Origin of the sequence: Pseudomonas chaetocerotis, from assembly GCF_015712105.2 — a bacterium.
Classification (GTDB): domain Bacteria; phylum Pseudomonadota; class Gammaproteobacteria; order Pseudomonadales; family Pseudomonadaceae; genus Aquipseudomonas; species Aquipseudomonas chaetocerotis.
In genome coordinates this window covers 100,432-126,653 of the sequence record NZ_JACFYX020000006.1, presented here as the reverse complement: position 1 = coordinate 126,653, position 26,222 = coordinate 100,432, and the positions used below count along the sequence as shown (strand labels likewise).

Sequence of the window (26,222 nt, the reverse complement as noted above, 5' to 3'; positions counted from 1 at the left end):
AGGACGCCAAAAAACGGGCCTGTTCAGGCCCGTGAGTTCACGCTCAAAGAGTGCTCTGGCGCTAGTCCAGGCATTGCGCAAGACCGATGGGCTCGGGCCGGAACAGCCGTGTATCCATCAGCTTCGGTTCACGCACGATGGGGGCGAAATCCATGCGAGCGAGGATGTCGCGTTGGATATCCACACCCGGCGCCACTTCGATCAGTTCCAGCCCTTCGAGGCTCAGGCGCAGCACACAACGTTCGGTGACGTAGAGCACCGGTTGGCCGCGTTCGGCGGCCAGGCGGCCGGCGAAGGTACGGTGTTCAACCTCGGTGACGAACTTGCGCAGCTCGCCGTCCTGGACGATACGCAACTGGCCATTTTCGATGCGGATGTCCTGTTTGCCAGCACTGAACGTACCGACGAACACGACCTGCTTGGCGTTCTGGCTGATGTTGATGAACCCGCCTGCACCGGCCAGGCGTGAGCCGAACCTGGACACGTTGAGGTTGCCCGCCGCATCGGCCTGGGCCAGGCCGAGAAAGGCGATATCCAGGCCGCCGCCATCATAGAAGTCGAACTGATAAGGCTGATCGAGCAAGGCGCTGTGGTTGCTCGCCGCGCCGAAGTCCAGGCCGGAGGCCGGCACGCCGCCGATCACGCCGGGCTCGGCGGTCAGGGTCAGGTGCTCGATCACACCTTCTTCGGCAGCCACTGCAGCGACACCCTCGGGCATGCCGATGCCGAGGTTGACCACCGCACCGCTTTTCAGCTCCAGTGCGGCGCGGCGGGCGATCAGCTTGCGCACGTCCAGCGGCATCGGGGTCAGGCTGTCCACCGGTACGCGGGTCTCGGCGGCGAAGGCGGGGTTGTAGGCGGTAGCGAAGGTCTGCTGGTGATTGGCCGGCTCGGCCAGCACCACGCAATCCACCAGGATGCCGGGAATCTTCACCTGGCGCGGGTTGAGCGAGCCGCGCTCGACCACCCGCTCGACCTGGGCGATGACCAGGCCGCCGCTGTTGCGCGCAGCCATGGCGATGGCCAGGCTCTCGATGGTCAGCGCCTCGCGCTCGAAACTGAGGTTGCCGTCGGTATCACTGCTGGTGGCGCGGACGATGCCCACGTTGATCGGGAAGGTTGGGTAAAACAGATAATCCTCGCCGTCGATGGGCATCAGCCGCACAAGATCGGCAGTGGTGCGCGCATTGAGTTTGCCGCCGCCATGGCGCGGATCGACGTAGGTGCCCAGGCCAACGCGTGACAGTTGGCCCGGCTTGCCAGCGGCGATGTCGCGAAACAGCTGGGAGATCACCCCCTGCGGCAGGTTGTAGGCCTCGATGCGGTTGTCCACCGCCAGCTTCTGCAGCCCTGGCACCAGGCCCCAGTGCCCACCGATCACCCGGCGCACCAGGCCTTCATGGGCCAGGTGGTTGAGGCCACGGCCCTTGCCGTCGCCCTGGCCGGCGGCATACACCAGAGTCAGGCCCTGCGGCGCCTGCTCAGTCACGAAGCGCTGCTCCAGGGCGATGGCGATCTGCTCGGCGAAACCGATGCCGACGAAGCCGCCGGTGGCCAGGTTGGCGTTGTCCGGGATGCGCGCCACGGCTTCGGCGGCGGTCATGATCTTGCTCATTGCGGGTACTCGAAAGCGATTGAACAGCACGGCATACAGAAAGCGTGGCGCCCGGGGGCGCCATGCTCGTCAGAAGCTTCCAAACAGGGTGCCCAGGGTGATGACCACCGCCAGTGCCACCATCGGGAAGGCCACGGTGTTGATGAAGATGAACTTGTACGACTCGCGGTGGGTGAGCTTGCAGATCGCCAGCAGCGAGATCACCGCGCCGTTGTGCGGCAGGGTGTCCATGCAGCCCGAGGCCATCGCGGCGACGCGGTGCAGCAGCTCGGGGCTGATGCCGGCGGCGTTGGCCAGTTCCAGGTACTGCGCGCCGAGGGTCTTCAGCGCGATGGACATACCGCCGGAGGCCGAACCGGTGATGCCGGCGAGGATGTTCACCGCCACGGCTTCGGAGATCAGCGGGTTGCTGGAGACACCCAGGACCAGATCACGGATGATCACGAAGCCGGCCAGCGAGGCGATCACCGTACCGTAGCCCACCTCGGCGGCGGTGTTGAGGATCGGCAGCATGGAGCCGAAGGCGCCGTCGTTGACGCTCTTCTTCAGGTCCATCCAGCGCTTCCAGTGCATGGCGATCAGCAACACGATGGCGGCGCTGAGGGCGACGATGATCGACCAGATGCCGATCAGCGACTTGGCATCCTGCAGGCCGCCGAATTCCGGCTTGGCCAGGTAGCTGGTATCGATGCTCGGCAGAATCTGCTTGGCCATCAGGAAGTTGAGGCCGATGACCACGAAGATCGGCAGCAGCGCCAGCCAGAAACCGGGAATGTCGCGACGTTCTTCGACGACCGGATCGTCGCGGTGGTCGCCGTAGCCTTCGCCGGCGGCCATCAGCTTGCGCGACTGCGCGGTGAGCCACCAGGTGCCGAGGCCGAACATGATCAGGCCGGCGATCACCCCCAGGCCCGGTGCGGCGAAGGCGTCGGTGCCGAAGAAGGGGTTGGGAATGGCGTTCTGGATCGCCGGGGTGCCGGGCAGCGCGGTCATGGTGAAGGTGAACGAGCCGAGGGCTATGGCGCCGGGGATCAGGCGCTTGGGAATGCCCGCCTCGCGGAACAGGGCGGCGCCGATCGGGTACACGGCGAAAGCCACCACGAACAGCGAAACGCCGCCGTAGGTGAGAATCCCGCACGCCAGCACGATGGCCAGGATGGCGCGCTCGCTGCCGACCTTGGCGACGATGCCGTGGGCGATGGCGCGCGCTGATCCCGAGTCGTCCATCAACTTGCCGAACAAGGCACCGAGCAGGAACAGCGGGAAGAATTGGATCACATAGCCGCCCATGGCCTTCATGAACACCTGGGTGTAGGTGGGCAGCAGCAGGGCGATGTCGCCGGCGAACAGCAACGCCAGCAGGGCCAGCAGCGGGGCGAGGATCAGGACGTTGATGCCGCGATAGGCGAGGTACATCAACAATGCGAGGGAAATCAGAATACCGAGGGTACCCATGGGTGGTTCCTTTTGTTGTTGTTCTAGCGGCTCGAGGCCGTTTTATCGGAAGGCGCGGATGCGGCAGCGCGCCTTTGCCGGATACAGAGCCAGAGTCGTGCCAGGGTGGGGTGAGACTTTGGTCGATGGCGCTGAAAGGCTTATGTGCAGCGGGATTCAGGCTGTCATGCCCTGCGCGGAAAGCCTGGAGAGAGGCGGGTAGGTGTCCATATTTCTGGATTTAGTCCATATTTCTGGAGTTGCAGAGTTGCGATTGTCCAAGTTTCTGGATTCTTAGGGTGTTTCGTAGGGTGGAAATCGCTGTTCATTTCCACCGTTGCGCTCGGCGGTGTGGCCAGTGGTGGATCGGTGAAGCGTGATCCACCCTACGTCCGGGCTACTCAACTGCGGCCGGCAACGGTGTCTGTAGGAGCGGCTTTAGCCGCGATTGTTATGGGGACGCGTTGCGGGTGGCGCATCGCCGGCAAGCCGACTCCTACAGGGTGAGGCGCTCAGCTCCGCCGCCCCAGCCCGTGCTGTGCCAGCTTGGCGTAGAAACCGGCACGGGAAATCCCCAGGCGTTCGGCTGCCAATTGGCGATTGCCATCCGTTGCTGCCAAGGCCGCCAATAGCGCCTGGCGCTCGGCTTGCGCCAGCTGTTTGGCCAGCGTCTGCGCCATGCTCATCATCACTGGCGCGGCGGGCGTCGGTGCACTCGGCGTTACCGGATCGACCAGCAAACCACGCAAGGCTTCACCATCCAATCGTCCATCGACCGCCAACTGCGCCCGCTCCAGCAGGTTGCGCAGCTCACGCACGTTGCCCTTCCAGGGCTGCGCGCAGAGCAGGGCGAGGGCATCGTTCGTCAGCTCCATGGGCGCCAGGCCGGAACGGTTGGCCAGGTCATCGAGCAGGTGCTCGATCAGCGCGGGAATGTCGCTCGCGCGTTCGCGCAAAGGCGGTATGCGCAGTGCCAGCACGTTGAGGCGATAGTAGAGGTCGTCGCGAAACTGCCCGGCGGTCACCTTGGCTTCCAGGTCGATATGGGTGGCGGCGATTACCCGCACGTTCAGCGGCTTGACCTGATTGGAGCCGAGCGGCTCCACCTCCTGTTCCTGCAGCACGCGCAACAGCTTGGCCTGCAGGGGCAGCGGAAGATCGCCGATCTCGTCGAGAAACAGCGTGCCGCCGTTGGCCACTTCGAACTTGCCGATGCGCGCCTTGCGGTCGGCGCCGGTAAAGGCGCCGGGCGCCGTGCCGAACAGCTCGGCCTCGACCAGGGTTTCCGGAATCGCCGCGACGTTGACGGCGACGAAGGGGCCGTTGGCGCGCGGCGACAGGTTATGGATGCCCTGCGCCAGGAGCTCCTTGCCGGTACCGGTTTCGCCGCGGATCAGCACCGTCGCGTCCAGTTGCGCGGCGCGGCGGGCCTGGCGCTTTACCTCGCTGGCCGCGCTGCTGGCGCCGATGAAACCGGCGATGGTGTAGCGTGCCCGTCGCGCCTTGGCCAGCTCATGCTGGGTGGCGAGCAACTGCGTTTGCAGGTTGGCGTACTTGGCCATCAGCGGCTTGAGATGACGGGCGCGGTCGAACAATACGAAGCCGAGCGCGCCGACCAGGGTGCCGTCCTCGTCGCGCAGCGGAATACGGGTAACCACGAAGTGCTCGCTGCCGAAGGCCATCAGGTCGAGCATGCTCGGCTGACCGCTTTCCACCACCTCGCGCAGGCGGCTGGCCGGCAGTACTTCCTCGATCTCCTTGCCCAGCGCCGTGCGCGCATCGGCGATGCCGACCTTCTGCGCGTACTTGTCGTTGATCCAGACGATGCGTGCCTGGCGATTGACCGCGATGGTGCCTTCGCACTGCGCATCGAGGTGATCGAACAGCAGCGGCATGGCCACCGCGCGAAAGCGCTCGGGCGACACGCCGATGATCAGGCCGTGCTGGTCGAGGTCGTCGCGGGAAATGGCCATGGGCGAGTGTCCGGAAGTGAGATGCCGGTGATTATGGGCAGTGCCGATCAGGCCGGGCAACGTCAACAGTCATCGGACAATGGCATTCGCCGCGCGCTTCTGGAATAGTTGGGCGGCCGCGCGTAACCCGCCGGCACCTGCCGATCGCCCACAAGGCCTGCCCGGCAGCCGTGACACCTGCCGTGTCCCTATTTGCGTGCCGACCAGGTGCGCCAGGCGAGCCATCCGCCCGCCGCTGGATCCGTACCGCTTTGCCGGTGCCACAACGACAATGACCAAGATCCATACAAGGACGCCCCGATGAAACTCAAGCGACTCTTCTGCGCGCTCGCCGCCGGCGCTGCGCTGACCGCCCTGTGCGCCACCGCGCAGGCGCGTGAATACTCCGTTTCCACTGTACTTTCCGACGCCTTCCCCTGGGGCCAGGCCGCGCAGAAGTGGGCCGATCTGGTCAACGAGCGCTCCGAGGGGCGCATCACCCTGCGCGTGTACCCCAATGCGCAACTGGTGGCCGGCGACCAGACCAAGGAATTCTCCGCCATGCGCTCCGGCCTGATCGACATGGCTGTGGGCTCGACCATCAACTGGTCGCCGCAGGTGCCGGAACTCAACCTGTTCTCACTGCCGTTTTTGATGAAGAACGATGCCGACCTCGACGCCATCACCCAGGGTGAAGCCGGCAAGCTGGCTTTCGCCGCCATCGAGCAACGCGGCATCGTGCCGCTGGCCTGGGGTGAGAACGGCTTCCGCCAGCTGTCCAACTCGGCCAAGCCGGTGCGCAGCCCGGCTGACATGGCGGGCCTGAAGATTCGCGTGGTCGGCTCGCCGCTGTTCCAGGACACCTTCACCGCCCTCGGCGCCAACCCGACGCAGATGAGCTGGGCCGATGCCAAGCCGGCGCTGACCACCGGCGCGGTGGATGGCCAGGAAAACCCGCTGTCGGTATTCGACGTGGCGCGTGTCGACCAGGTGGGCCAGAAGTACCTGACCCTGTGGGACTACATGGCCGACCCGCTGGTGTTCGCCGTCAACCAGCGCGTATGGAAATCCCTGCCCGAGGAGGATCGCGAGCTGCTCAGCCAGGCCGCCATCGACGCCGGTAAGTGGGAGATCGAGCTGTCGCGCGGCGCCCAGGCGCAGCGCCTGGTCGACGTGCGCGAGCGCGGTGTGGAAGTGATCGAACTGAGCGACGCCGAGCGCGCGGCCTTCGTCGAAGCCACGTCCAGCGTGCATGAGAAATGGGCACCGCGTATCGGCGATGCGCTGATGGACGCCGCGCGCAAGGCCGTGGCCCAGCCCTGATTCGTTTTATCTGACCGGAAGCCCACACTACGGGGCGTAGTGGTGGTTGCCCATCAGCCAGCTCTGCTCCCCTCTCCCGCTTGCGGGAGAGGGGCCGGGGGAGAGGGCAGGGGGCGCCACCGCATGAGCGCATTGCTCCGGTCATTCGAGGTTTTTATGAGCAAGCAAGTCGACGCGCCGCTGGAGCGCGTGCTCGCCACCCTGGCCCTGGTGATCATCAGTCTGATCAGCCTGGCCAATGTCGTGGTGCGTTATTTCACCGATGCATCCTTCGCCTTCACCGAGGAAATCTCGGTGTTCCTGTTGGTCATCCTTACTTTCGCCGGCGCCTCGGTGGCCATGCGCAGCAACCGGCACATTCGTATCGGCCTGCTCGAGCGCATGTTCCCGCGCCTGCGCACGCCGCTGATCCTGTTGCAGTGGCTGGCCGGCATGTTGGTGCTGGGGCTGGTGTGCTGGTTCGGTGGCCAGTTCGCCTGGGAGGAATTCCAGTGGGATTCCGAGTCGCCCGGCCTCGGCCTGCCCAACTGGTGGTACGTGATCTGGCTGCCGATCCTGGCACTGCTGGTGTTGGTACGCCTGACCCAGATGACCCTCGACCGTCTGCGCGGGAGGATCAGCGATGAGCCCTGATCTCTGGCTGATCCTCAGTTTCGCCGTGCTGCTGGCACTCGGTGTACCGGTGGCGTTCGCCCTCGGCCTGTCCGGGGCCATTGGCATCATCGCCGGCCTGTCGCCGGACATGCTCGCCACCCTCGGCACCAACACCTACAACGGCGTGGCCAAGTACCCGCTGATCGCCATTCCGCTGTTCATCCTCACCGGCCTGGTGTTCGAGAAGGCCGGCGTGGCCCTGAGGTTGGTGCGCTTCGCCCAGGCGTTGATCGGCCCGCGTCACGGCGGCCTGGCCATGGTCGCGGTGCTGGTGTGCCTGATCATGGGCGGCATGAGCGGCTCCGGTCCGGCCGATGCCGCCGCGGTGGCCATGGTGATGCTGCCGAGCATGACCAAGGCGGGGTATCCCAGACCCTTCTCCGCCACGCTGATCGCCGCTTCGGCCTCAACGGCGATCCTGATTCCGCCGTCGATTGCGCTGATCCTTTACTCCATCGTGGTACCGGGGGTGGACCTGCGCGCGCTGTTCGCCGCCGGCCTGTTCCCCGGCATACTGGCCGGCCTGGTGCTGTTGCTGCCGGCCTGGCTGCTGTCGCGCCGTTACGGCTGGGAGTCCCCGGAGCAGGGCGAGCGTCCGCCGCTGGGCGAGAGCTTCAAGCAGGCGCTGCCGGCGCTGTTCGCCCCGGTGCTGATCCTCGGCGGCCTGCGCAGCGGACTGTTCACGCCCACTGAGGCGGCCGTGGTCGGCGTGACCTACGGCGTGCTGATCGGCCTGTTCGTCACTCGTGAGCTGGACTGGCGCAGCCTCTGGCGCCTGTGTGGCGAAGCAGGGGTGATCTCCGGCGTGGTCATGCTGATCATCGCCCTGGCCGGCATCTTCGCCTGGGCCGGCACCCTGCTCGGCACCTTCCGTCATCTGGCCGAATGGCTGATCTCGCTGTCGGATAACGGCTGGGTGCTGCTGGCGCTGGTGATGCTTGCTGTGCTGCTGGCCGGCATGCTGCTCGATGCCATCTCCATCTACCTGATCCTGATGCCGATCCTCATCCCGGTGATGCAGCACTTCGGCTGGAATCCGGTGTGGTTCGGCATCCTGCTGGCGATGAACATCGCCATCGGCCAGTTCACCCCGCCGGTGGCGATCAACCTGATGGTCACGGCGGAGGTCGCCAAGATACGCCTGGAACAGACCGTCGGTTGGGCCGCGCTGTTCGTCGTGGTGATGTCCAGCGCCCTGCTGCTGGTCGCTATCTTCCCGGAAATCGCCCTGTGGCTGCCGCGCATGCTGGGTTATGCGGTGTAAACGTCTATAGTTGCCTGATGGTGCGCAGCGGGGGGCTGCGCACCGCTGAGGGCGGCAGCGCTGGGCACCAAGATGAGTGACGGCAACTATAACGATCACAAGGATGTAGGCGCAGGGCACTGCGAAGGGCTGCGCGAGTCGGGCAAGCGCAAGCTGATGCGCACCATCCTGCTCGCCACCGGCCTGACCCTGGGCGGCTTTGCCGTGCTGCAGGCGCTGGCCGGCAACTATCCCTTCGCCATCCTCGAAGTGCTGTGCACTGCACTGTTGCTGTTCGGCGCCTGGCGCATCGAGCGTGCCCGTCATCTGTACCTGTGGATCTACCTGTACCTGATCCCGACCTTCTGCTTCATCCTCTACATCATCGTCATGCCGGACGCCTCAGCGGCGGCGTTCGTCTGGCTGTACATGATCCCGCTGCTGGCTTACCTGCTGCTGGGCAAGCAGCGCGCTTTCCTGCTCACCGCCCCCTTCATGTTCGCCGGGCTTTTGCTGTACTTCGCCGACAACCACCTGACCCTGGACACACACGGCCTGATCGATCTTGGCAACGCCGCCTTGTGCGGCGTGCTGATTCTGGTGTTCGTGCATATCTACGATGGCTTGCGCATGCAGGCCTACGAGGAGTTGCAGCGCCTGGCGCAGACCGATTCACTGACCGGCGTGGCCAGCCGCGGCAGCTTTCAGCACGCCCTGCAACGCAGCATTCAGGAGGCCGAACGCAGCAACGGGCATCTGGTACTGGTGCTGCTCGACGTCGACCATTTCAAGCAGGTCAACGATCAGTGGGGGCACGAGGCGGGCGATATGGCGCTGCAGCACATCTGTCAGATCCTCCAGCAGCGCCTGCGCGTGACCGACTTTCTCGGTCGCCTGGGCGGGGAGGAGTTCGGCCTGCTGCTACGTCATACCGACAGCACTGGCGCCGACCCGCTGGTGGAAAAGCTGCGCAAACAGATCGCCGAACAGCCGCTTGAGTACGACGGTGAGCAGATCGCGCTGTCCGCCACCTTCGGCCTGGCCACCTGGCCCATGGACGGTCGCAGCGCCGCCGAGCTCTACCGCGCCGCTGATCGTCGCCTGTACAGCGGCAAGCAGCGCGGACGCAACCAGCTGGTCAGCGCCGACCTGCCGACCGAGCTGCTACTGGACAAATTCGACGTGCGCCTTTGAGGGCCGGCTAGCGTGCTGCGCTGGCAGGTGCGGCGGGCACGCAGGGCTGCTGGCCGGCACCCGCCAGGTTCTCGACGTTATTCAGCACGTTGTGGCCCTGGTTGAGCTTCTGCGCGTTCTCCGCAACCTCCATACGCTTGGCATAGGTCGCGGTGTTGCCGTTGAAGCTCTGCTGCGTCTCCAGCACGGTATTGGCCATCTCCAGCAGGCTGCGTCCGGTGGCGATCAGGTTGCTGGTCGCGCTCGGCGCGCATGGATCGTTGGCCAACTGGGTGTTCTGCAGCCCCTGGGTTTGCGTGTTCTGCGCCAGGCATCCGCTCAGCGAGGCCAGCACGGCGGCGCTCATCAGGACGCTCAGGGTTCCTTTGGTGTTCATCAGACATTCCCTTCCATGACCGGGCCCCGACCCTGTGCCGAGGCGTTGCCCGGATTCTAGGAACGGGTGGGAGCACGTGAAATAGTACGGGTGTACTAGTGTCGTTGTGCCTGCCAAGCAGCTCCTTGCGCCGGCTGCAGGCTCCGGCCTAAGGTGCCGATACGACCACATGCGCTGTCATCAGCAGGGAAATGTCATGTACCGGAATGTCTCCGCCGCTTACGACACCGAACGCGCCCAGGCCGGGGTGCGGATGATCTTCATGTCGGTCGCGGCGTGCTACATCGTGATCCTCTACCATCTCGCGCTGATCGATCCGGCGCTGGTATGGAAGGTCTTTCTCCTGGAGGGTGTCTTCAGCGTCGCTGCCACACTGATCTGGTTCGATATCCGACGTCGTCCGGGCAGCTATCGCGGGCGCCGTCTGATCACCATGCTCACCGACTATGCCGGCATCACGGTGGTCCTGGCATGTGGTGGCGCGGCCATGCTGCCGGTCTACGCGATCCTGATCTGGGTCACCATCGGTTATGGCTTGCGCTACGGTTCCGGCTACCTGCTGCTGGCCACCCTGCTGGCGCTGCTGTCGCTGAGTGTGGCCGCCAGCCTGTCGGCGTACTGGCAATCGCAGCCCTACCTGATCGTCACGCTGCTGCTCACCACCGTGATGGCGCCGGCCTACATGCACGTGCTGCTCAGGCGCTCGCGCCAGGCGGCCGAGGCCGAGCAAGCTGCCAATCGGGCCAAGTCGCAGTTTCTCGCCCAGGCCAGCCACGACTTGAGACAACCCATTCATTCCATCAGCCTGTTCACCGCCTGCCTGCGCGACAGCAGCCTGGGCACCGAGCAGCGGCACCTGGTGGAGAACATCGACAAATCTCTGCACAGCGTTGCACGTCTGTTTCGCACGATTCTCGATATGTACTCGCTCGACAGCGGCAAGGTGGTACCGCAGTTGGAGTCGCTGGAGCTGCGTGGCCTGCTGCAGCAACTCATCCAGCACAATGCCGAGGCGGCGCGCTGGGCCAGAGTCGAGATGCGCCTGCGCTGCCCGTCGCTGCATGTGCGCGCCGACCCGGTGTTGCTCACCACCATGCTGCAGAACCTGCTGTCCAATGCCCTGAAATATGCGCCAGGAAAACCAGTGCTGATCGCCTGTCGTCGCCGGGGGGCAGGCGTTGCCATCGAGGTCTACGACAAAGGGCGCGGCATCGCCGCCGGCCATCTCGACAACATCTTCGAGGAGTTCTACCGCGTGCGTCAGGAGCGAGACAGCGATGTCGAGGGAATGGGCCTCGGCCTGGCCATCGTCAGGCGTCTGGGAGCGTTGATGGACATGCGCGTGAGCATTCACTCCGTGGAGGCACGCGGCACGCGGGCGGTGATCGACGGCCTGCAGCGCGTCGAGGCGCCGCGCGCGATGTCCGCAGCCAACGGCAGCAGCCTGCAGGCGCCGCGCATGCTCGATGGCTTGCGCGTGTGCCTGATCGAGGACGACCAGAACGTACTGCTGGCCACCGCCACCTTGCTGAAGAAGTGGGGCTGCGAAGTCGCCACCTTCAGCACGCTGCCCGATGCCTCTGCGCATTTCGATCTGGTGGTGACGGACTTCGACCTCGGCACCGAAGCGTCGGGGGCCGACTGCATCCAGCACGTGCGGCGCAGCAGTGGGCGCAAGGTGCCGGCGATCATCATGACCGGGCACGACGTGCGTCGTGTGCAGGAGCAGGTGGGCGACAGCGATATCCCGATCCTGTCGAAACCGGTGCAGCCCGCCGAGCTGCGCTCGCTGTTGGTGGCGTTGAAACTCCAGCTCAAGGCTGCGTGATGCTCACACCAGCCCGGCCTTGGCTCCCTTGGCGGCGGCTGCGGCGCGGGTGCTGACGTCCAGCGTGCGCAGCAGCGAGGAAACATGGATGCGTACGGTAAAGGGCGAGATCGCCAGCTCGCGGGCGATTTCCTTGTTCGACAGGCCGCGCACCACCAGCCGCAAGACCTCCTGCTGACGTGGCGTCAGTTGCTCCAGCAGATGGCGGTCCTCGGCGAAGGCTGGCACGCCGGCAGGGCCCAGGGTCAGGACGAACTCCCCGGCGCGCACGGCCAGCAACGCATCGGCGATTTCATCCGGCGGCGTCGCCTTGCCGATGAAACCGTCCGCACCTGCCGCCATCACTTCATCGATCAACTCGCGGTTGTCGACCATCGACACGATCACGATCGAGCTGCGCGCAAACGTCTGGCGCAGCGCGCTGATGGCCTGCGGCGACTGGCCGGGGAACAGCAGGTCGAGCATGAACAGGCTCGGCGCCGTGCCGGCTTGCCCCAGGCTCAGCACTTCATCCATGTCTCCGGCTTCGAGAATGCATGCCTGGGGGAAGACGCGCTGGGCGATACGACACAGGCCATCGCGGAAAACCGGATGATCGTCGGCGACGATGATGCGTTCGTGTGGTGACTGTTCAGACATGCTGGGCGCTTCCATCCTGGCGCCAGACTAAGGTCATATCCCTGGCGGCGCCAGCGCCTGGTTCCCAGTATTGCCGCTGGCTTGGTCGCCCAGAGTGAACTGCAAGGCGCCAGCCGCAGTCTGTTCAGGTACCCCTTATGGAATGTAAAGGAGTACCGCATGGACCTTATCCGTATCCTCATCGCCATCCTGCTGCCGCCGCTGGGCGTGTTTCTCCAGGTCGGTTTCGGTGGCGCGTTCTGGCTGAACATCCTGCTCACCCTGCTCGGCTACATCCCCGGCATCGTGCACGCGGTGTACATCATCGCCAAGCGCTGAGGCCCTATAGGCTGATGTGTTTGGGCAAGCGGCGCCGAGCGTTGCTCTCGTAGGGTGGGTTAGCTGCCTGTGACATTGCCGATCGACTCGCAGTGTCGGCTGCGGCGTAACCCACCATCGGCGCAATGCGGTCCATCGTCTGGTGGGTTACGCGGCGCACCACCTTCATCAGCGTCTGGAATACTCGGCATTCGGCGCCGCTAACCCACCCTACGCTACGATGGGTTTTTCGCCGTCCTTCATTCCCGCCGCAAGAAATGCACGCTGAACAGCTGCGCCGGATCGCGCCACATGGCGACCGAGGCGAAGCCGCACGCGCCCGCCAGATCACGAAAGCCGCTCGGCGTGTACTTGTAGGAGTTCTCCGTGTGCAGGGTTTCGCCAGCGGCGAAGTCGAACACGCGATCCTCGATGCGCACCCGCTGCGCCTGCCGGCTGACCAGATGCATCTCGATGCGTGACTCGGCTTCGTTGTAGAAGGCCCGGTGCTGAAAGCGGCGCGGGTCGATGTCGCTGTGCAGCTCATTGCGGATGCGCTCGAGCAGATTGAGGTTGAACAGCGCAGTGACCCCGGCCGCATCGTTGTAGGCGCGCTCCAGCACCTCGCGGTCTTTCACCAGGTCCACGCCGATCAGCAAGCCACTGCCTGCCGGCAGTGCCTGATGCAGGTTGCGCAGAAAGGCGCGGGCCGCATCCGGGTCGAAATTGCCGATGCTGGAGCCGGGGAAGAACGCCAGTGGCCGTTGCCCCAGCGCCTCGGCGGGCAGCTTCAGCGGTTGGCTGAAGTCGGCGCACAGCGCATGCACGTCGAGCCAGCGATAGTCGGTGGCCAGGCGACGGGTGCTGTTATGCAGAAACTCGCGGGAGATATCGATGCCCAGGTAACGCGCCGGGCGCAGGGCTTCGAGCAGCAGGCGGATCTTGCGACTGGCGCCGCTGCCCAGCTCGACCAGGCTGGCGTTACGCCCGGCCAGCTCGGCGATATCGTGCGCCGCCAGGCGCAGGATGGTTTCTTCGGTGCGCGTCGGGTAATACTCCGGCTGCAGGCAGATCAGCTCGAACAGCTGCGAGCCGCGATGATCGTAGAAGAACTTCGGCGACATCGCCTTCGGGCTGGCCGCGAAGCCGCGCAGTGCTTCCTCGCGCAATTCTTCCTGTTCCGGGCTGATGGATCGTTCGTGGGTACGGATTGCCAATGCCATGCTCAGAGCTCCCTGGCCAGGCGCAGGCCGGAGAACTGCCAGCGCATCGTGGGGTAGAAGAAATTGCGATAGGTGGGGCGCACGTGGTCTTCAGGCGTGGCGCAACTGCCGCCGCGCAGCACCATCTGCCCGGACATGAACTTGCCGTTGTACTCACCCAGGCTGCCGCCCAGCGGACGAAAGCCCGGATAGGGACGGTAGGCGCTGGCGGTCCATTCCCAGACATCGCCGTAGAGTTGCTGCAGGCCGTCACCGGCACTCGCGGCCACCGGTTGCAGGTGATCGTTCTCGACGAAATTGCCCCACAGCGGTTCGTCCTGCGCGGCCACTTCCCATTCCTCTTCGCGTGGCAAACGCGCCTGTGCCCAGGTGGCGAAAGCCTCGGCTTCGAAGTAACTCAGGTGACAGACCGGCGCATCCAGATCCAGCTCACGCGGGCCGCCCAGGGTCAGCTCCAGCCAGTCGTCGCCCTCGCGCAGCCAGTACAGCGGCGCCTGCCAGCCGGCGCGCTGGATATGGTCCCAACCGTCCGCCAGCCACAGCGCCGTGCTGCGATAACCGCCATCGCGGATGAACTGCAGATACTCGCCGTTACTCACGGGCCGACTGGCCAGCTGAAAGGCCTCGACGAACACCCGGTGTTGCGGTCGCTCGCAGTCGAAGGCAAAGCCATCGCCGGCATGGCCGACATGCCGCAGCCCGGCGGGAAATTCGATCCATCGCATTTCGCTTGCCGCCGCGCCGCCCGGCTTGAGGTCGTGGCGATAGACCGGGCGCAACGGGTTCTGCGCCAGGATGTGCTTGATATCCATCAACAGCAGCTCCTGATGCTGCTGCTCGTGCTCCAGCCCCAGCTCGACCCGCTGCAACACCTCATCGGCAAGGTCGCTGCCCATCCGGTTGAGCAACCGCTCCATGGCCAGGTCGACATGGCTGCGATAGGCGTACACCTCGCTCACCGTCGGCCGCGACAACAACCCGCGCCGCGCCCGCTCGAAGGGCGTGCCGTGGGTCTTGTAGTAGGAGTTGAAGAGATGGTCGTAGCGCGCATCCAGCGGGCGATAGCCCGGCAGAAAGGGCTGCAGCACGAACGCCTCGAAGAACCAGGTGACATGCGCCAGATGCCACTTCGGCGGGCTGACGTCCGGCATGCTCTGGATCACATAGTCCTCGGCCTCCAGCGGCTCGCAAAGCCGTTCGCTGGCAGCGCGCACCCGCTGATAACGCTGCCATAGCTGTTCGAGGTGCGGCGGTGAAACGGCGATCCTGCTGGTGCGGTCTCGCATAACACGCATCCTTTGCTGGCGCCGCGAAGCGCGACGGTTCTAAAGCGACTGGTCAACAAGGGCAAAGGTTCAAGGAAAAGTGTGTCGTTTACATGGCAGGCGCCCGAAAGGCATCGCACCATGCGTCCATTCTGATGGCGGCGATCAGGCGCTGCGCTGTCACCACTTGCCCGGTGCTCCGGCTCGGAAACGCCCACGCCACCAGCGCGCCAACCACGATTGAGGCTCGCGCGGTGCTGGGCGCGCCTGCCGATGGAAGCGCGGCAACTCGCCCAGGGCGATCCACAGCTCGCCCTGCCACTCCAGCAGATTGACCTGCTGGTTGTCCCAGGCCATCAGACAGCGCGATGGCTCATGATCGGCCCGCGCCGCACTGTCGCGCAGCGCCGGCAAGGCCACATGGCTGAGCCAGCGACGCAGATGACGGTTCTCCGGGTGCGAGAAGCGCCACAACGCCCTGTAAAGGCCCGACTCACTGAGCACCTCTACCGTCTCCAACTGCCCGCTGGCCAGCTGGAAGTGCACCGTCTGCACCTGGTCGGCATCCATCAACCGACAGATGCGCTCCGGGTGGCGATGGCCCAGCAAGCGCGCAAAGTCACGGGCACAGACCCACGGCTGGCGGTCGATCAGCACACCGCGCAGCGGGCGGTTGTGCCGCATCAGCACGATGGGGCTCAAGGCATCTTCCATAAGGCCTCCCGGCTGCTTGGTCGTGTTAATCTGAAAATCAGATATCTGGAGGTTAGATATACCGTGACAGTCCTGTCAACGGACGGATGCCTCCTGTGGAAAAGTCGGTTTATCGAGACGAAAACCTGGTTTTCTTGAAATTGCTCAAACAGTGTCGGGTCGAGGCTGGGCTGACCCAGGGCAACTTCGCCAAAGCACTCGACCGCCCGCAGTCGTTTGCCAGCGACGTAGAACGCGGGCTGCGCCGGCTGGATCTGATCCAGCTCCGGGATATCTGTCAGGTGCTGGGCATCAGCTTGAGCAGCTTTGTGCAGCGCTTCGAAGAGGAGTTGGCCGGCCAAAGCGGTGGGGACACAGGAACGAGCTAAGGGGCCGGGTGGCGGTGCACCCAGTGCGACGAGCCGCCACGCAGGACAATGCATCACGCCCCAATTCATCCGGCGGCGATGGCGCATCAGCACGATGGGAATCAAGGCATCTTCCATAAGGCCTCCTGATGGTCACCCGGCAATGAAGGGTGGTTTCGAACGAGCGGGCAGGGGAATACGCACGCGTAGCGAGTCTGAAATAAGGGGGTATTTGGTAGACTCTTAAGTGGTCATGCAAAAGGGTCCCATTCGGGATCAATATAGGTCCCGAATGGGACCCTTGTCAATAGAGGGTGCGATGGATCTGCCGGCAAAATTGAAGGCACTACGGATGCACGAAGGTCTCACGCAAGGTGACTTTTGTGAGCAACTGCAGATCAGTCTGAGCACCTACAAGAAGCAAGAGCTTTCCCTGCGGTCGGATATCAGCGCTACCGTCCTTCTCAAAGTTACCAATCATCCGAGGTTCAAGAAGTACACCCTCTGGCTGATGACAGGCGACACGGCACCTGAATGCGGGCAGGTCAGTCCGCTGTGAGGTTTTGGCTGTGGACCAAAGGATTATGAGTGACCTAGAAACGCCACAATCCCAGTAAAACCGTGAGCAGCTCAGCGCAAGTAAAATAAGCTGAAGGCAGCGTCGTTACTGGGCTTGAGCGAAAGTTTGCGAAACCTGTAAAAGCTGGGCACTGTACCGCCAGTGTACTTTTTTGTACCTCGAAACAGCCAAGTGTATGTACCCATCGAATGGGTTTTTAGCAAGTCTACTAGCCGGTCCCGAGGCTCAAGTCCTTGGTTGCTGGAGTACGCCCTAGGATAGCCCCTCGGCTATGAACATGTTTATTAGCTCAATCAGGCCTTTTTCCTCCGGGCCATGCACGGATATCAGTCCGGTCGAACGAACCTCAATTGTGGACTTCCTTGTGCCACTTGACGCAGTAAATCGTGCTCTTTCTATTTTAAAGGCTTTACCTTTGAAGTGATGCTTTGCATCATGTATTGCGTTCTTTAGACTAGTTATTTCTACGACAGCAGAGCTTTCCTCGTCCAAGCTTACTCCGGAAAGTAAAACTCTAGTATTCTTTAGGTTGGCTGCCCCATGGCTTTTTGATAGAAATTCGCTCAGTGCAGGTATGTCGATCTGTATCGCTGAGGCGTAGAAGCTAGTTCCTAATACCTCTGATAATTTCTTTATTAATTCTCTAACAGAGCGTGAGGGGTTTTCTAGTATCAGTAGGTGGTCGTTGCGAAGACTAAGTATTGTGAACTCATTTATTACGTATCTTTTGGATATGATTTCTTCGGTGTTTCCGAAGGGGTCAGTGATGACTTCTCTTGAGAGAGTTTCTTCTATAAATTTTGCGCGTGCATGAGTTTTTGAGAATTTTATCGGTTCAAAACCACTTTGCGCTCCGATTTTAAATGGGGTGTTTGTTATAATAGCGTACGTTTCCTCTAGGCCGCCCGGAAGAAATGCCTTGAGGATCTTAATCTTCTTCATTTCCTTCCTCCGCTGCCTTTTGTGAAATCTCCCTGATTGTTTCACGGGCTTTATTTTCAAGCTTTTGGAGTAAGTCCTTTTCAGCAGAGTAGCTAAGGGTTGTCCTGTTCTTGCTATAAGTTCCTTGGTTTTTATATTTATAGAATCCTTTGGCAATGTATGAGAATTCTGTGCAAGATTCAGGCTCGGCAAATTGCGCCTCGAGCTCTATTTGGTCGCTGCCGACCGCTGGCTCTTTGCAGCGCCAAATAACTCTCCAAATGTAGAATCCTTTCGCATACAGACTATGAAGCTCTTCTGACTGTAATACACCCTCTCCTTTGAGTGAGGCTTTTGATATGTGGATTCCGAAGTCTACTTCTTCGTCATCATCGTCTCTGTCAAAATCCGAGTCCACCGAGGTGCTTTCCTTAGGGTGGTAAACATAAGCATCTGTAACATCAAGTAGTTCGTAATTCCCTATCTTTTTTATAAGTTCGGTGAAAAACTCTGTTCTGAGTTTGTGGTCGCTGATGTGCTCAAGTGATATTTCGGTGAACTCAACTTCTGTATCTGTTTCTTCTTGTATCTTTTGAAGAAGGTCTTCTTTCCAAATATTTGCATCCTCGTTGAGAGGTGTTCTTAGTGTAAAGCCTGTTTTGCTGGGTTCAATAATAAGCGTTGCTTCTTTGTTGACTGTCTGGCGTAATTCGCTTTTGTCTAGGTTTAGTTTTTTATACTTTACTACTAATTCTATGTCGCCATTGGGTAGGATGTTGGTGTCTGCTGTGTTACCTTCTTGATTGATCTTCTGGCAAAGTTCGTGTGCAGCTTGGATTACATCTTCCTTTTTTACTGTGCTTGGTATTTCGCAGGACGTTGATTTCTCTTTTCTGGAGTATGTGCCTAGTATTTCTGATAAAAATTCAAAGTCGTGAAACCCGTGTGTAAGTCTTGAGAAATATAGGGCTAGGTCTTTTCGCTTCGTTTCTTTAGAGATTAGGATTCCTCTAGAAAAAAAGATATCTATTATCTCTTGGTTGGTCAGCTTGGAGTTGTTGAGTGCGTCGAAAAGAGCTTTGTCACTGACGCTGTAGAGATGTCCCATCTTCATCGTTCATCCCTCCAGCCGATTTCAGTTTCAGAAAACTTCTTCTTGACTATTTCTATAACTTTTAGATCTATTCTCTCAAGCTTTTGTTTCTTATACTCGTCAAAGCCCCAATCTCCAGCATAGGAAGTTTTGGCAGCGTCGAAATTGCTTCTTAGCTCTGCTGATGGTGTATCGCATGCAACTCTTAATCGCAGTGAGCAATCTCGGTCTAAAATTTGTAAGTTAGAGAGTGTGTCTAGCAAATATACAAACTCTTTTGCTGTGCTGCCGCTTCTGTTGTAATAGACAATAAAGCCGGCGCCGAACCGTTCTTCTAGCCTCTCCGTCTTCTCATTCCACTTTTTTACCGCGTTGTGCTCAATTATCATGTATGGTGCAGAAAGAAGCTCAATTGTTGCGGGGCGAGCTTCTTTTGGGAGTTTTGTTTTATGTAGAGTGAGTTCTGGATAGTGGAAGAAATAGTCGCTCTCTGGGAACGTACCTTCCGTATGAAGGATCGCGCAGTCGTTTTTTATGGTTAATAGGTAGTTTATTGTTCTTGGTTCAATGATATGTATCTGCTGTCCTTTGCACACTGGGAAGTTGCTTAGATCTACTTTGCCCTGGCCTTTGTCTGAGCCATCTACTTTCTCGGTTTTAAATACATCATAGAAATTTTTATCGTACTCTCCGTCATGGTTGTATACAAAGAGTAAACCGCGAATATCACTATCTTCAACGTGATTGTACTTTACTTTCCACTCTGGACTTGAGCGGGCACAATCAATCGTTACTGCAAGGGATTTCAGGGCGGATCTAATCATTGTTTTGGATATAGAACCGCTTTTATAGCTTTTTAGGTCTGTGTTTAGCATGACCCGTTGTGCAGTGTATGGATCAATGTAGCTGAATACTATGTCTACAGGGTGTTTGTGAAGGCGCTCTTGCTCTGATACTGCCATAGGGGGTGGCGCGGTGTCAGAGGTCTGGTCCTTTTGTTTCTTGGGAGGTGCGTGTTTATCAACTTTAAGGCATTTAAAATTCTGGTCCATAAGTGGAAATCTATTCCACTTAAACCAGTTAAATATTTCAGATGAAACGACGTTTGCCATTTCGGCAATTGCCGATACCTCTCCGCCAGCCATCAAAACCTCCTTGTGTCGCGTTGTGCGGCCTGCTGTTATTAAGGTTGTAGCAAGCAGCTATATAGTTGGGTTGTTATAGCACGTTAGTACGTAATAAGAGGTTGGCCAAGACTTCCTGTTCTGTCCCAGTCTTCAAAGACTCTGTATCGTCCGGCACTTGGGAAAACCCGAACACCCCCAAAACTGCTGCCCAGCCTTCGGGCCAGTTTTCACTGTACGAATCAGCAGCGCATTGCCGCATTTCGGGCATTGCCGTTCGGCTGTCGGATCACTTCGGCGCTTGAGGTTTTGCACATGCTCGCGGTGAGTGGCGAGGGTTGGCGCGCGGCGGCCGGTTTGCAGGGCGTGCAGCATGGCGTCGACTTCAGCCTCGCTGAATACCGCCTGCTGGAATGACTGGATATAGCGGATAAAACCGATGCCCTGAGTGACGTTGGCCGGTACTTCGGTTTTGAAGGTGCTGCCGCCGACAAAGGTGATGACCGAGTGCAGGTGCTCGGGGCTGACGCCAAGGGTGGCTTCCAGGGCTTTGAGGTGTTTGTAGTTTTGGCGCAACGGGTTCTGGAACTTGAAGGTGCGTTTGTAGAGCTTCTGCGTCCACTGCGCCTGCTTCTCGCTGCCGAATATCCAGCCGCTCATGTTCTTCGTTTCCAGTACGAAGATGCCGTAGGGCGAGACGAATACGTGGTCGATCTGCGTGGTGCCGTCAGGCGTGTTCAGGGTGACGTTGTGCAGGCGGCGGTAGATCTGCTTGTCCAATTGCCAATGGGCGAACAGGCGCACCAGGAGTTCGCCAATATGACCCTTAGCCCAAGGCGACTTGAGCAGGCCGATCAGCAGAGCCGCTGGGATAAACCAGGTCAGCATGCCCCAGACCTGGGCGACTATCGGGCTGTAATCCATTTTCTTCCTTGAGCCGAGCTGCTTGATGGAGAGGCGAGCAGGTGTGCCGAAATCCAGTTGCCTGGCACTGAGCCGATAATGGCCAATTGCTTTCGAGTGCTCAAGGGGATCGCGACCATTGTCCTATGGCGCGATGACGCACCAGGGGCCGAAGGACTCAGCTCAGCGTGCTATCTGGTAACGGGTGCTTCGTCCACCGCCGGGCAGTCGCTGGATGCAGCCCTTTTTCAGCAGGTCGCTCAGATGGCGGGTCGCGGTGGCTTTGGAGACCTTGGCTACTGCCTGGTATTGCGCCGCGCTGATGCCATCCTCGAAACCGCGCTCGCCGCCATCGAGCAGGCGGTTAAGCACTTTGATCTGCTCGGCAGACAAGGCTTGGCTGCGGTGTGCCTGCCAGAAGCGCGCCTTGACCAGCACGCGGTCGATACGAGCAAGGGCCTGCTCCAGGCTGTTGAGTAAGGTTGCGAGAAACCACTGCAGCCACCCGGTGATATCCAGCCCACTTTTCTGACTGGCTTCGAGGATGCGGTAATAACCGGCGCGGTCGTCGAGGATGCTCGCGGACATGGCGTAGAAGCGGATGGCCTGTTGTTCGCCCTGAGCCAATGCCAGGTCGGTGATAGCGCGAGTGAGGCGGCCGTTGCCGTCATCGAAGGGGTGCAGAGTCACGAACCAGAAGTGGGCGATGCCGGCGCGCAGAAAGGGATCGAGGCTGGCATCGCGGCGGCTGCTTTCGAACCAGGCGAGAAAGTCCGTCAGTTGCGCTTCCAGCCCGGCGCGAGGCGGGGCTTCGAAATGTACATTTGGGCGGTCGATGCGACCCGAAACCACCTGCATCGGCTCTTCGCCGCGCAGTGCGCCGATGTGCAGAGGTCTGGCCAGAAGTTGGTCATCGCTGGGGAATAGCCAACGGTGCCAGGTGAAGAGTCGCTGCTCGTCTAACGGCTCTTGATGTGCGTGGGTGGCATCGAGCAGCAGTTCCGCCAGGCCTTCGGAGCGGGACGTGATGCGGCCTTCTTCGCTCAGTCCCAGGCGCCGCGCCAGTGATGAGCGCACCGAGCCGACATTCAGTTGCTCACCCTCGATGGCTGATGAGGTGACGATGTTCTGCAGCATGGCATCCAGGCTGCTCTGCACTTCGGTGTCACTGCCCACTGCACCGAGCATTCCCAACAAACGCCCCTGAGTCTGGCTGCAGGCTCGCAACAGCGGGGCGAGCGCTTCGGCTTGCCAGCTGAAGTGCGGCCAGTCGGTCTGCTGCCAGATCCAGAGCGGGTCATTCATAAGAGGGTCATCTATGAGCCGATTAGCGAGCCTATTCGGCTCATTCAGTGAGCCGATAATGCCGGCTATTCGGCTCACTGTCTAATCATCTCCATGTCGCGCGGCTACAGATTTGGCATCCCCGGAGATTGTTATAGCTCTTGGGGCGGGTGGACGCTTTGCGGGCGGAGGGAGTGAAGTTGGTGGGCCGCCGCAGCAAATTTTTCTCATCGCAGAAACACAAAAGCCGCGCAATGCGCGGCTTTGAAGGTGGTGGGCCCACACGGACTCGAACCGTGGACCAAAGGATTATGAGTCCTCTGCTCTAACCAACTGAGCTATAGGCCCCCAGAAGGCCGGCGGATTATACCGGCGCGTTCTCGTCAGCGCCAACCGCTTGACCTGGCGGGAGAAATTTCCGGCTGAAGGCCTCGGCCGAGAGCGGGCAACTGACCACGTAGCCCTGGATCTGCAGGCAGCCTTGGGCGGCCAGGCAGAGTTCCTGGGCCTTGGTTTCCACGCCCTCGGCGATCACCGTCAGTTGCATGCTGTTGCCCAGGGCGATGATGGCGCGGGTGATCGCCAGGTCGTGCGGGTCATCCGGCAGGCCGCGGACGAAGGACTGGTCGATCTTCAGTACGTCCAGTGGCAGGCGCTTGAGGTAGCTGAGCGAGGAGTAGCCGGTGCCGAAGTCGTCGATGGCCAGTTGCACGCCGAGCTGCTTGAGGCGGTGGAGGATGTCCAGCGCTTCGCCGGCCTGGTTCATGATGAAGTTCTCGGTGATCTCCAGTTGCAGTAGCTCCGGCGCCAGGTTGTAGCGCTGCAGCAATGCGCTGATGCGCGGCAGCAGGCTGGGCTGGTGCAGCTGGGCGCCGGCGAGGTTGACCGAGAGGGCGCCGAAGCCGCGGCCGCTTTCCTGCCAGTCCTGCAGTTGGCGGCAGGCTTGTTCCAGCACCCAGTCGCCCAGCGGCAGGATCAGCCCGCTTTCTTCGGCCACCGGGATGAAGCGATCCGGCGGGATGTCGCCGAACACCGCGTGTGGCCAGCGTACCAGTGCTTCGGCGCCGACCAGGCTCTGGCTGCGCAGGCAGTACTTGGGCTGGTAGTACAGGCACAGCTCGTCGCGCTCCAGGGCGCGGCGCAGTTCCTGTTCCATGGCCATGCGTTCGTTGACCTGGAAGGTCAACGAGCGGGTGTAGAACTCGCTGCGGTTACGGCCCTTGGCCTTGGATTGGTACATGGCCGCGTCGGCGTTCTTCACCAGGGTGGCGACGTCGAGGCCGTCCTTGGGGTAGAGGCTGATGCCGATGCTGGCGCTGACGAAGAACTCATGGTTATCGATCTGGAACGGCACCCGGAAACACTCGAGCAGCTTGCGCGCGACCTGTTCGGCGTCCTGTGGCTGATGCAGGCCGGGAAGCAGGATGATGAATTCGTCGCCGCCGAGACGGGCCACGGTGTCGATATCCCGTAGTTGCAGCTTCAGGCGCGCGGCGATGGCCTTGAGTAGCTGGTCGCCGACCGGATGGCCAAGGCTGTCGTTGATCTGTTTGAAGCGGTCGAGGTCGAGAAACAGCACGGCGCCCAGTTGGTCGTCAGTCCGTGCGCCATCCAGAACGCTGCGCAGGCGGTTCTCGAACAGCAAGCGGTTGGGCAGCCCTGTCAGGGGGTCGTGGTGGGCCTGATGATCGAGGCGTGCCTGGGCATGCTTGAGGCTGGAGATGTCGGCGAATACCCCGACGAAGTGGGTGATCTGGTCATCGCTGTTGCGCACGGCGCTGATGGTCAGCCATTCGGGGTACAGCTCGCCGTTCTTGCGCCGGTTCCAGATTTCCCCCTGCCAGTGGCCGTTGGCCGCCAGGCTGCGCCACATGGCGGCGTAGAAGGCGTTGTCGTGCTGGCCGGACGAGAGCAGGCTGGGGCGCTGGCCGAGGACTTCGGCCTCGCTGTAGCCGGTGATCTGGGTGAAGGCGCGGTTGACCGCGGTGATGCGCTGTTCGAGGTCGGTGATCAGCACGCCTTCGGCGGTGCTTTCGAAGACGGTGGCGGCTTGCTGCAGTTCTTCCTGCATCTGCTGGCGTTCGGTGATGTCGCGGGCGATGGTCAGCAGGCATTCGTCGCCGCCGATGGGCAGCGGCTGTGCGGAGAGCTCGCAGAGGCGCAACTGGCCGCTCTTGGTGCGCACCGGGGCGATCAGGTCACGCACGCTACCTTGTTCGCGAATGCGTTGCACCAGGCGTTCACGATCTTTCGGGTCGGCCCAGATGCCCAGGCTGAGGGTGCTTTGTTCGGCAATCTCGTCGAGGCTGTAGCCGGTAATGCGGCTGAAACCATCGTTGGCCTCTACCAGCAGACCATCACGCAGGCGGGTGATCAGCAGGCCATCGGGCGAGGCGTGGAAGGCCTTGGCGAACTTCTCTTCGGAAATCTGCAGTTGCTGCTGGGTGCTCTTGAGCTGGCTGATGTCGCGCACCACCACGACCAGTGCCGGGGTGTTGTCGAGCACGAACTGGCTGGCCGAGATGAGGCCGGTGAACAGGCTGCCATCGGCGCGGCGGAAGGGCATTTCCAGGTTGCGCAGGCTTTCGTCCTGCAGACGCAGCAGCAGGCTCGGGCCGATGCCAGGCACGCCCCACAGATCGAGTTCGGTGGCGGTCTTGCCAAGGGCCTGCTCGACGCTGATGCCGGTCTGTTCGGTGAAGGCGGTGTTGACCTCCAGCAGCACGCCGTCGATGCGGCGGGCAATGATCAGGATGTCCGGGCACTGCTGGAACACCGAGGCGAACTTCTGTTCCGACAGGCGCAGCGCCTGCTCGGTCTGCTTGGCGTCGCTGATGTCGACCATCAGGCCGCGAATCACCTGGCGGTCGTCGCGTTGCAGCAGGGTGACGATATCGCGCACCCACACCGTGCGCCCGTCGGCGGCGAGCAGGCGGTATTCCAGGGCGTGGTCGTTGCCGGCCGAGCATTGTTCCAGGCAGGTGCGCAGGGTGCGCTGGTGATCGTCCGGGTGCAGGTGGCGTTGCCAGAAGCCGGGCTCCAGCCATTCGTGCAGCGGGTAGCCCAGCAGCTTTTCCGCGTGGGGCGAGACGTAGGTGTAGGTGAGTCCGCTGGGCTCGGTCTCCCAGGTGATGGCCGAAAGGCTTTCGACCATGTCGCGAAAGTGCTGCTCGCGGTTACGCAGTTCCTGCTCCAGCGCTTCGCGGTTGCGCATCTCGCGTTTCAGGCGGCGGTTGATGCGCAGGATGATGGCGATGACCGCCAGCAGGCCGAGCAGGGCGGGCAGGCCGTAGAGCAGGATTTCGTGCCAGGCGTTGCGTTTGTCCAGCACGCTGCCGACCCAGGGCTCCTGCAAGGCGGCGATTTCTTCGGCGCTGAGTTCGGCGAAGACTTTGTCGAGGATGCCCACCAGTATGCTCTGGCCACGCGGTGCGGCCATGGCCAACTGGTAACGATAGGGTGTCTCGCCACTGATATAGACGCCGTCGAGCTTGAGTTGGCGCAGGCTCCAGACGCTGGAGGCAAGATCGCCGACCATGGCGTCGACCTGGTTGGTCGCCAGCGCCTGCAGGGCAGCGGCGACATTGCGTAGCGGCAGCAGGTTGAGATCGGGATGGTGCTGGCGCAGCAGTTCGTGCGGTGCATAGTCGCTGACGACGGCGACTTTCAGGCCGTACAGGTCCCTGAGCTGCTTGGGCTGCGGTCCGCCAGTGCGGGCCAGGATGATGATGGGGAAATCCAGATAGGGGCGAGTGAAGGCCAGGTATTGCTGGCGTTCGGGTGTCGACATCACGCCGGGGAGCAGGTCGACCTGGCCCATGCGCGCCTGCTCCAGTATCACGCTCCAGTTGCTGGGCTCGACGGGTTGCAGCTTCACGCCAAGGCGCTCTTCGATCAGCCGTACATAGGCGGCGGTCAGGCCGAGATAGTTGCCCTGTTCGTCACGAAACTCGAAAGGTGGCCAGGATGCATCGACACCCAGGCGTATTTCGGGGTGGGCTGCCAGCCAGGTACGCTCATCCTCGTTGAGTGTCAGGGCCAGGGCCGGGGTCATCCAGTACGCCAGGCACAACAGCACAATGGCCGGCAAGCGGGGCATAACGGCCTCGTTTCGCGATCGGTATCGTCTTAGTGTAGATCGGCCATAGCAGGGATGGCAGTTTGATTGCAGCGTCTGTGCTGCCGTTGGCTGGCGAGTGATCGGGCGCACTGC

22 protein-coding genes and 1 tRNA gene are annotated in these 26,222 nt (G+C 61.4%); 8 read left to right on the top strand and 15 right to left on the bottom strand.

Features of this window, described 5'->3' with window-relative positions:
* Positions 1-61: 61 nt before the first annotated feature.
* The 3 genes from H3221_RS12360 to H3221_RS12350 form a co-directional block, all read right to left on the bottom strand.
* Positions 62-1,615, bottom strand: a complete 1,554-nt coding sequence (locus H3221_RS12360; RefSeq protein ID WP_196474718.1) for an acyl CoA:acetate/3-ketoacid CoA transferase — start codon at positions 1,613-1,615, stop codon at positions 62-64.
* A gap of 69 nt (positions 1,616-1,684) precedes the next feature.
* Positions 1,685-3,070, bottom strand: coding sequence for a GntP family permease (locus H3221_RS12355; RefSeq protein ID WP_196474717.1), 1,386 nt, complete (start codon positions 3,068-3,070; stop codon positions 1,685-1,687).
* Between the two features lie 491 nt (positions 3,071-3,561).
* Positions 3,562-5,022, bottom strand: a complete 1,461-nt coding sequence (locus H3221_RS12350; RefSeq protein ID WP_196474716.1) for a sigma-54 interaction domain-containing protein — start codon at positions 5,020-5,022, stop codon at positions 3,562-3,564.
* 300 nt (positions 5,023-5,322) lie between these two features.
* Between H3221_RS12350 and H3221_RS12345 the strand changes: the two genes are divergently transcribed.
* From H3221_RS12345 to H3221_RS12330, 4 genes are all read left to right on the top strand, one after another.
* Positions 5,323-6,324 carry a DctP family TRAP transporter solute-binding subunit gene (locus tag H3221_RS12345; protein ID WP_196474715.1) on the top strand — a complete coding sequence of 334 codons (1,002 nt, stop codon included), beginning with the start codon at positions 5,323-5,325 and terminating at the stop codon, positions 6,322-6,324.
* A 156-nt stretch (positions 6,325-6,480) separates the two neighbouring features.
* Complete coding sequence (locus H3221_RS12340) at positions 6,481-6,957, top strand: TRAP transporter small permease (RefSeq protein WP_196474714.1); 477 nt, start codon at positions 6,481-6,483, stop codon at positions 6,955-6,957.
* A complete protein-coding gene (locus H3221_RS12335) occupies positions 6,947-8,242 on the top strand; it encodes a TRAP transporter large permease (RefSeq protein ID WP_196474713.1) in 1,296 nt (431 codons plus the stop codon). The genes H3221_RS12340 and H3221_RS12335 overlap by 11 nt, the downstream gene beginning before the upstream one ends.
* Positions 8,243-8,314: 72 nt before the next feature.
* Positions 8,315-9,415 (top strand): GGDEF domain-containing protein, encoded by a 1,101-nt coding sequence (locus H3221_RS12330; RefSeq protein WP_196474712.1) that lies wholly within the window; start codon positions 8,315-8,317, stop codon positions 9,413-9,415.
* Positions 9,416-9,422: 7 nt separating this feature from the next.
* Here the strand turns inward: H3221_RS12330 and H3221_RS12325 are convergent, their stop codons facing one another.
* Complete coding sequence (locus tag H3221_RS12325) at positions 9,423-9,791, bottom strand: hypothetical protein (RefSeq protein ID WP_196474711.1); 369 nt, start codon at positions 9,789-9,791, stop codon at positions 9,423-9,425.
* 196 nt (positions 9,792-9,987) lie between these two features.
* Here H3221_RS12325 and H3221_RS12320 point away from each other — a divergent pair, with 196 nt between their 5' ends.
* Positions 9,988-11,619 (top strand): hybrid sensor histidine kinase/response regulator, encoded by a 1,632-nt coding sequence (locus H3221_RS12320; protein ID WP_196474710.1) that lies wholly within the window; start codon positions 9,988-9,990, stop codon positions 11,617-11,619.
* Between the two features lie 3 nt (positions 11,620-11,622).
* Here H3221_RS12320 and H3221_RS12315 read toward each other — a convergent pair whose 3' ends face one another.
* Positions 11,623-12,258 (bottom strand): LuxR C-terminal-related transcriptional regulator, encoded by a 636-nt coding sequence (locus H3221_RS12315; RefSeq protein ID WP_196474709.1) that lies wholly within the window; start codon positions 12,256-12,258, stop codon positions 11,623-11,625.
* 159 nt (positions 12,259-12,417) lie between these two features.
* On the opposite strand from H3221_RS12315, the gene H3221_RS12310 reads away from it, so the two are divergent.
* Positions 12,418-12,576 carry a YqaE/Pmp3 family membrane protein gene (locus tag H3221_RS12310; protein ID WP_003084988.1) on the top strand — a complete coding sequence of 53 codons (159 nt, stop codon included), beginning with the start codon at positions 12,418-12,420 and terminating at the stop codon, positions 12,574-12,576.
* Positions 12,577-12,815: 239 nt separating this feature from the next.
* Here H3221_RS12310 and egtD read toward each other — a convergent pair whose 3' ends face one another.
* The 3 genes from egtD to H3221_RS12295 all read right to left on the bottom strand — a co-directional run bounded on the left by egtD (position 12,816) and on the right by H3221_RS12295 (position 15,757).
* The gene (gene egtD / locus H3221_RS12305; RefSeq protein ID WP_196474708.1) at positions 12,816-13,778 is read right to left on the bottom strand and encodes an L-histidine N(alpha)-methyltransferase; all 963 of its coding nucleotides are present in this window, start codon (positions 13,776-13,778) and stop codon (positions 12,816-12,818) included.
* Positions 13,779-13,780: 2 nt separating this feature from the next.
* Positions 13,781-15,064 carry an ergothioneine biosynthesis protein EgtB gene (gene egtB, locus H3221_RS12300; RefSeq protein WP_196474707.1) on the bottom strand — a complete coding sequence of 428 codons (1,284 nt, stop codon included), beginning with the start codon at positions 15,062-15,064 and terminating at the stop codon, positions 13,781-13,783.
* A 159-nt stretch (positions 15,065-15,223) separates the two neighbouring features.
* Positions 15,224-15,757 carry a BRO-N domain-containing protein gene (locus H3221_RS12295; RefSeq protein WP_196474706.1) on the bottom strand — a complete coding sequence of 178 codons (534 nt, stop codon included), beginning with the start codon at positions 15,755-15,757 and terminating at the stop codon, positions 15,224-15,226.
* 95 nt (positions 15,758-15,852) lie between these two features.
* On the opposite strand from H3221_RS12295, the gene H3221_RS12290 reads away from it, so the two are divergent.
* Positions 15,853-16,125: a helix-turn-helix domain-containing protein gene (locus H3221_RS12290; protein ID WP_196474705.1), complete on the top strand. Its 273-nt coding sequence runs from the start codon at positions 15,853-15,855 to the stop codon at positions 16,123-16,125.
* A gap of 298 nt (positions 16,126-16,423) precedes the next feature.
* Positions 16,424-16,663, top strand: a complete 240-nt coding sequence (locus H3221_RS12285) for a helix-turn-helix domain-containing protein (protein ID WP_196474704.1) — start codon at positions 16,424-16,426, stop codon at positions 16,661-16,663.
* Positions 16,664-16,936: 273 nt separating this feature from the next.
* Here the strand turns inward: H3221_RS12285 and H3221_RS12280 are convergent, their stop codons facing one another.
* The 7 genes from H3221_RS12280 to H3221_RS12250 form a co-directional block, all read right to left on the bottom strand.
* Positions 16,937-17,626 (bottom strand): hypothetical protein, encoded by a 690-nt coding sequence (locus H3221_RS12280; RefSeq protein WP_162976832.1) that lies wholly within the window; start codon positions 17,624-17,626, stop codon positions 16,937-16,939.
* Complete coding sequence (locus H3221_RS12275) at positions 17,613-18,719, bottom strand: hypothetical protein (RefSeq protein ID WP_162976833.1); 1,107 nt, start codon at positions 18,717-18,719, stop codon at positions 17,613-17,615. Before H3221_RS12275 ends, H3221_RS12280 begins: the two co-directional genes overlap by 14 nt.
* Entirely contained in the window at positions 18,716-19,843 is a 1,128-nt protein-coding gene (locus H3221_RS12270) for a hypothetical protein (protein ID WP_162976834.1), read from the bottom strand. Before H3221_RS12270 ends, H3221_RS12275 begins: the two co-directional genes overlap by 4 nt.
* Positions 19,844-19,975: 132 nt before the next feature.
* Positions 19,976-20,746 carry a nuclease-related domain-containing protein gene (locus H3221_RS12265; protein ID WP_196474703.1) on the bottom strand — a complete coding sequence of 257 codons (771 nt, stop codon included), beginning with the start codon at positions 20,744-20,746 and terminating at the stop codon, positions 19,976-19,978.
* 162 nt (positions 20,747-20,908) lie between these two features.
* Positions 20,909-22,030: a Fic family protein gene (locus tag H3221_RS12260; protein WP_196474702.1), complete on the bottom strand. Its 1,122-nt coding sequence runs from the start codon at positions 22,028-22,030 to the stop codon at positions 20,909-20,911.
* Positions 22,031-22,280: 250 nt separating this feature from the next.
* Positions 22,281-22,357 (bottom strand) — tRNA-Ile (locus H3221_RS12255).
* A 16-nt stretch (positions 22,358-22,373) separates the two neighbouring features.
* Positions 22,374-26,108 (bottom strand): bifunctional diguanylate cyclase/phosphodiesterase, encoded by a 3,735-nt coding sequence (locus H3221_RS12250; protein ID WP_196474701.1) that lies wholly within the window; start codon positions 26,106-26,108, stop codon positions 22,374-22,376.
* Positions 26,109-26,222 lie beyond the last annotated feature (114 nt).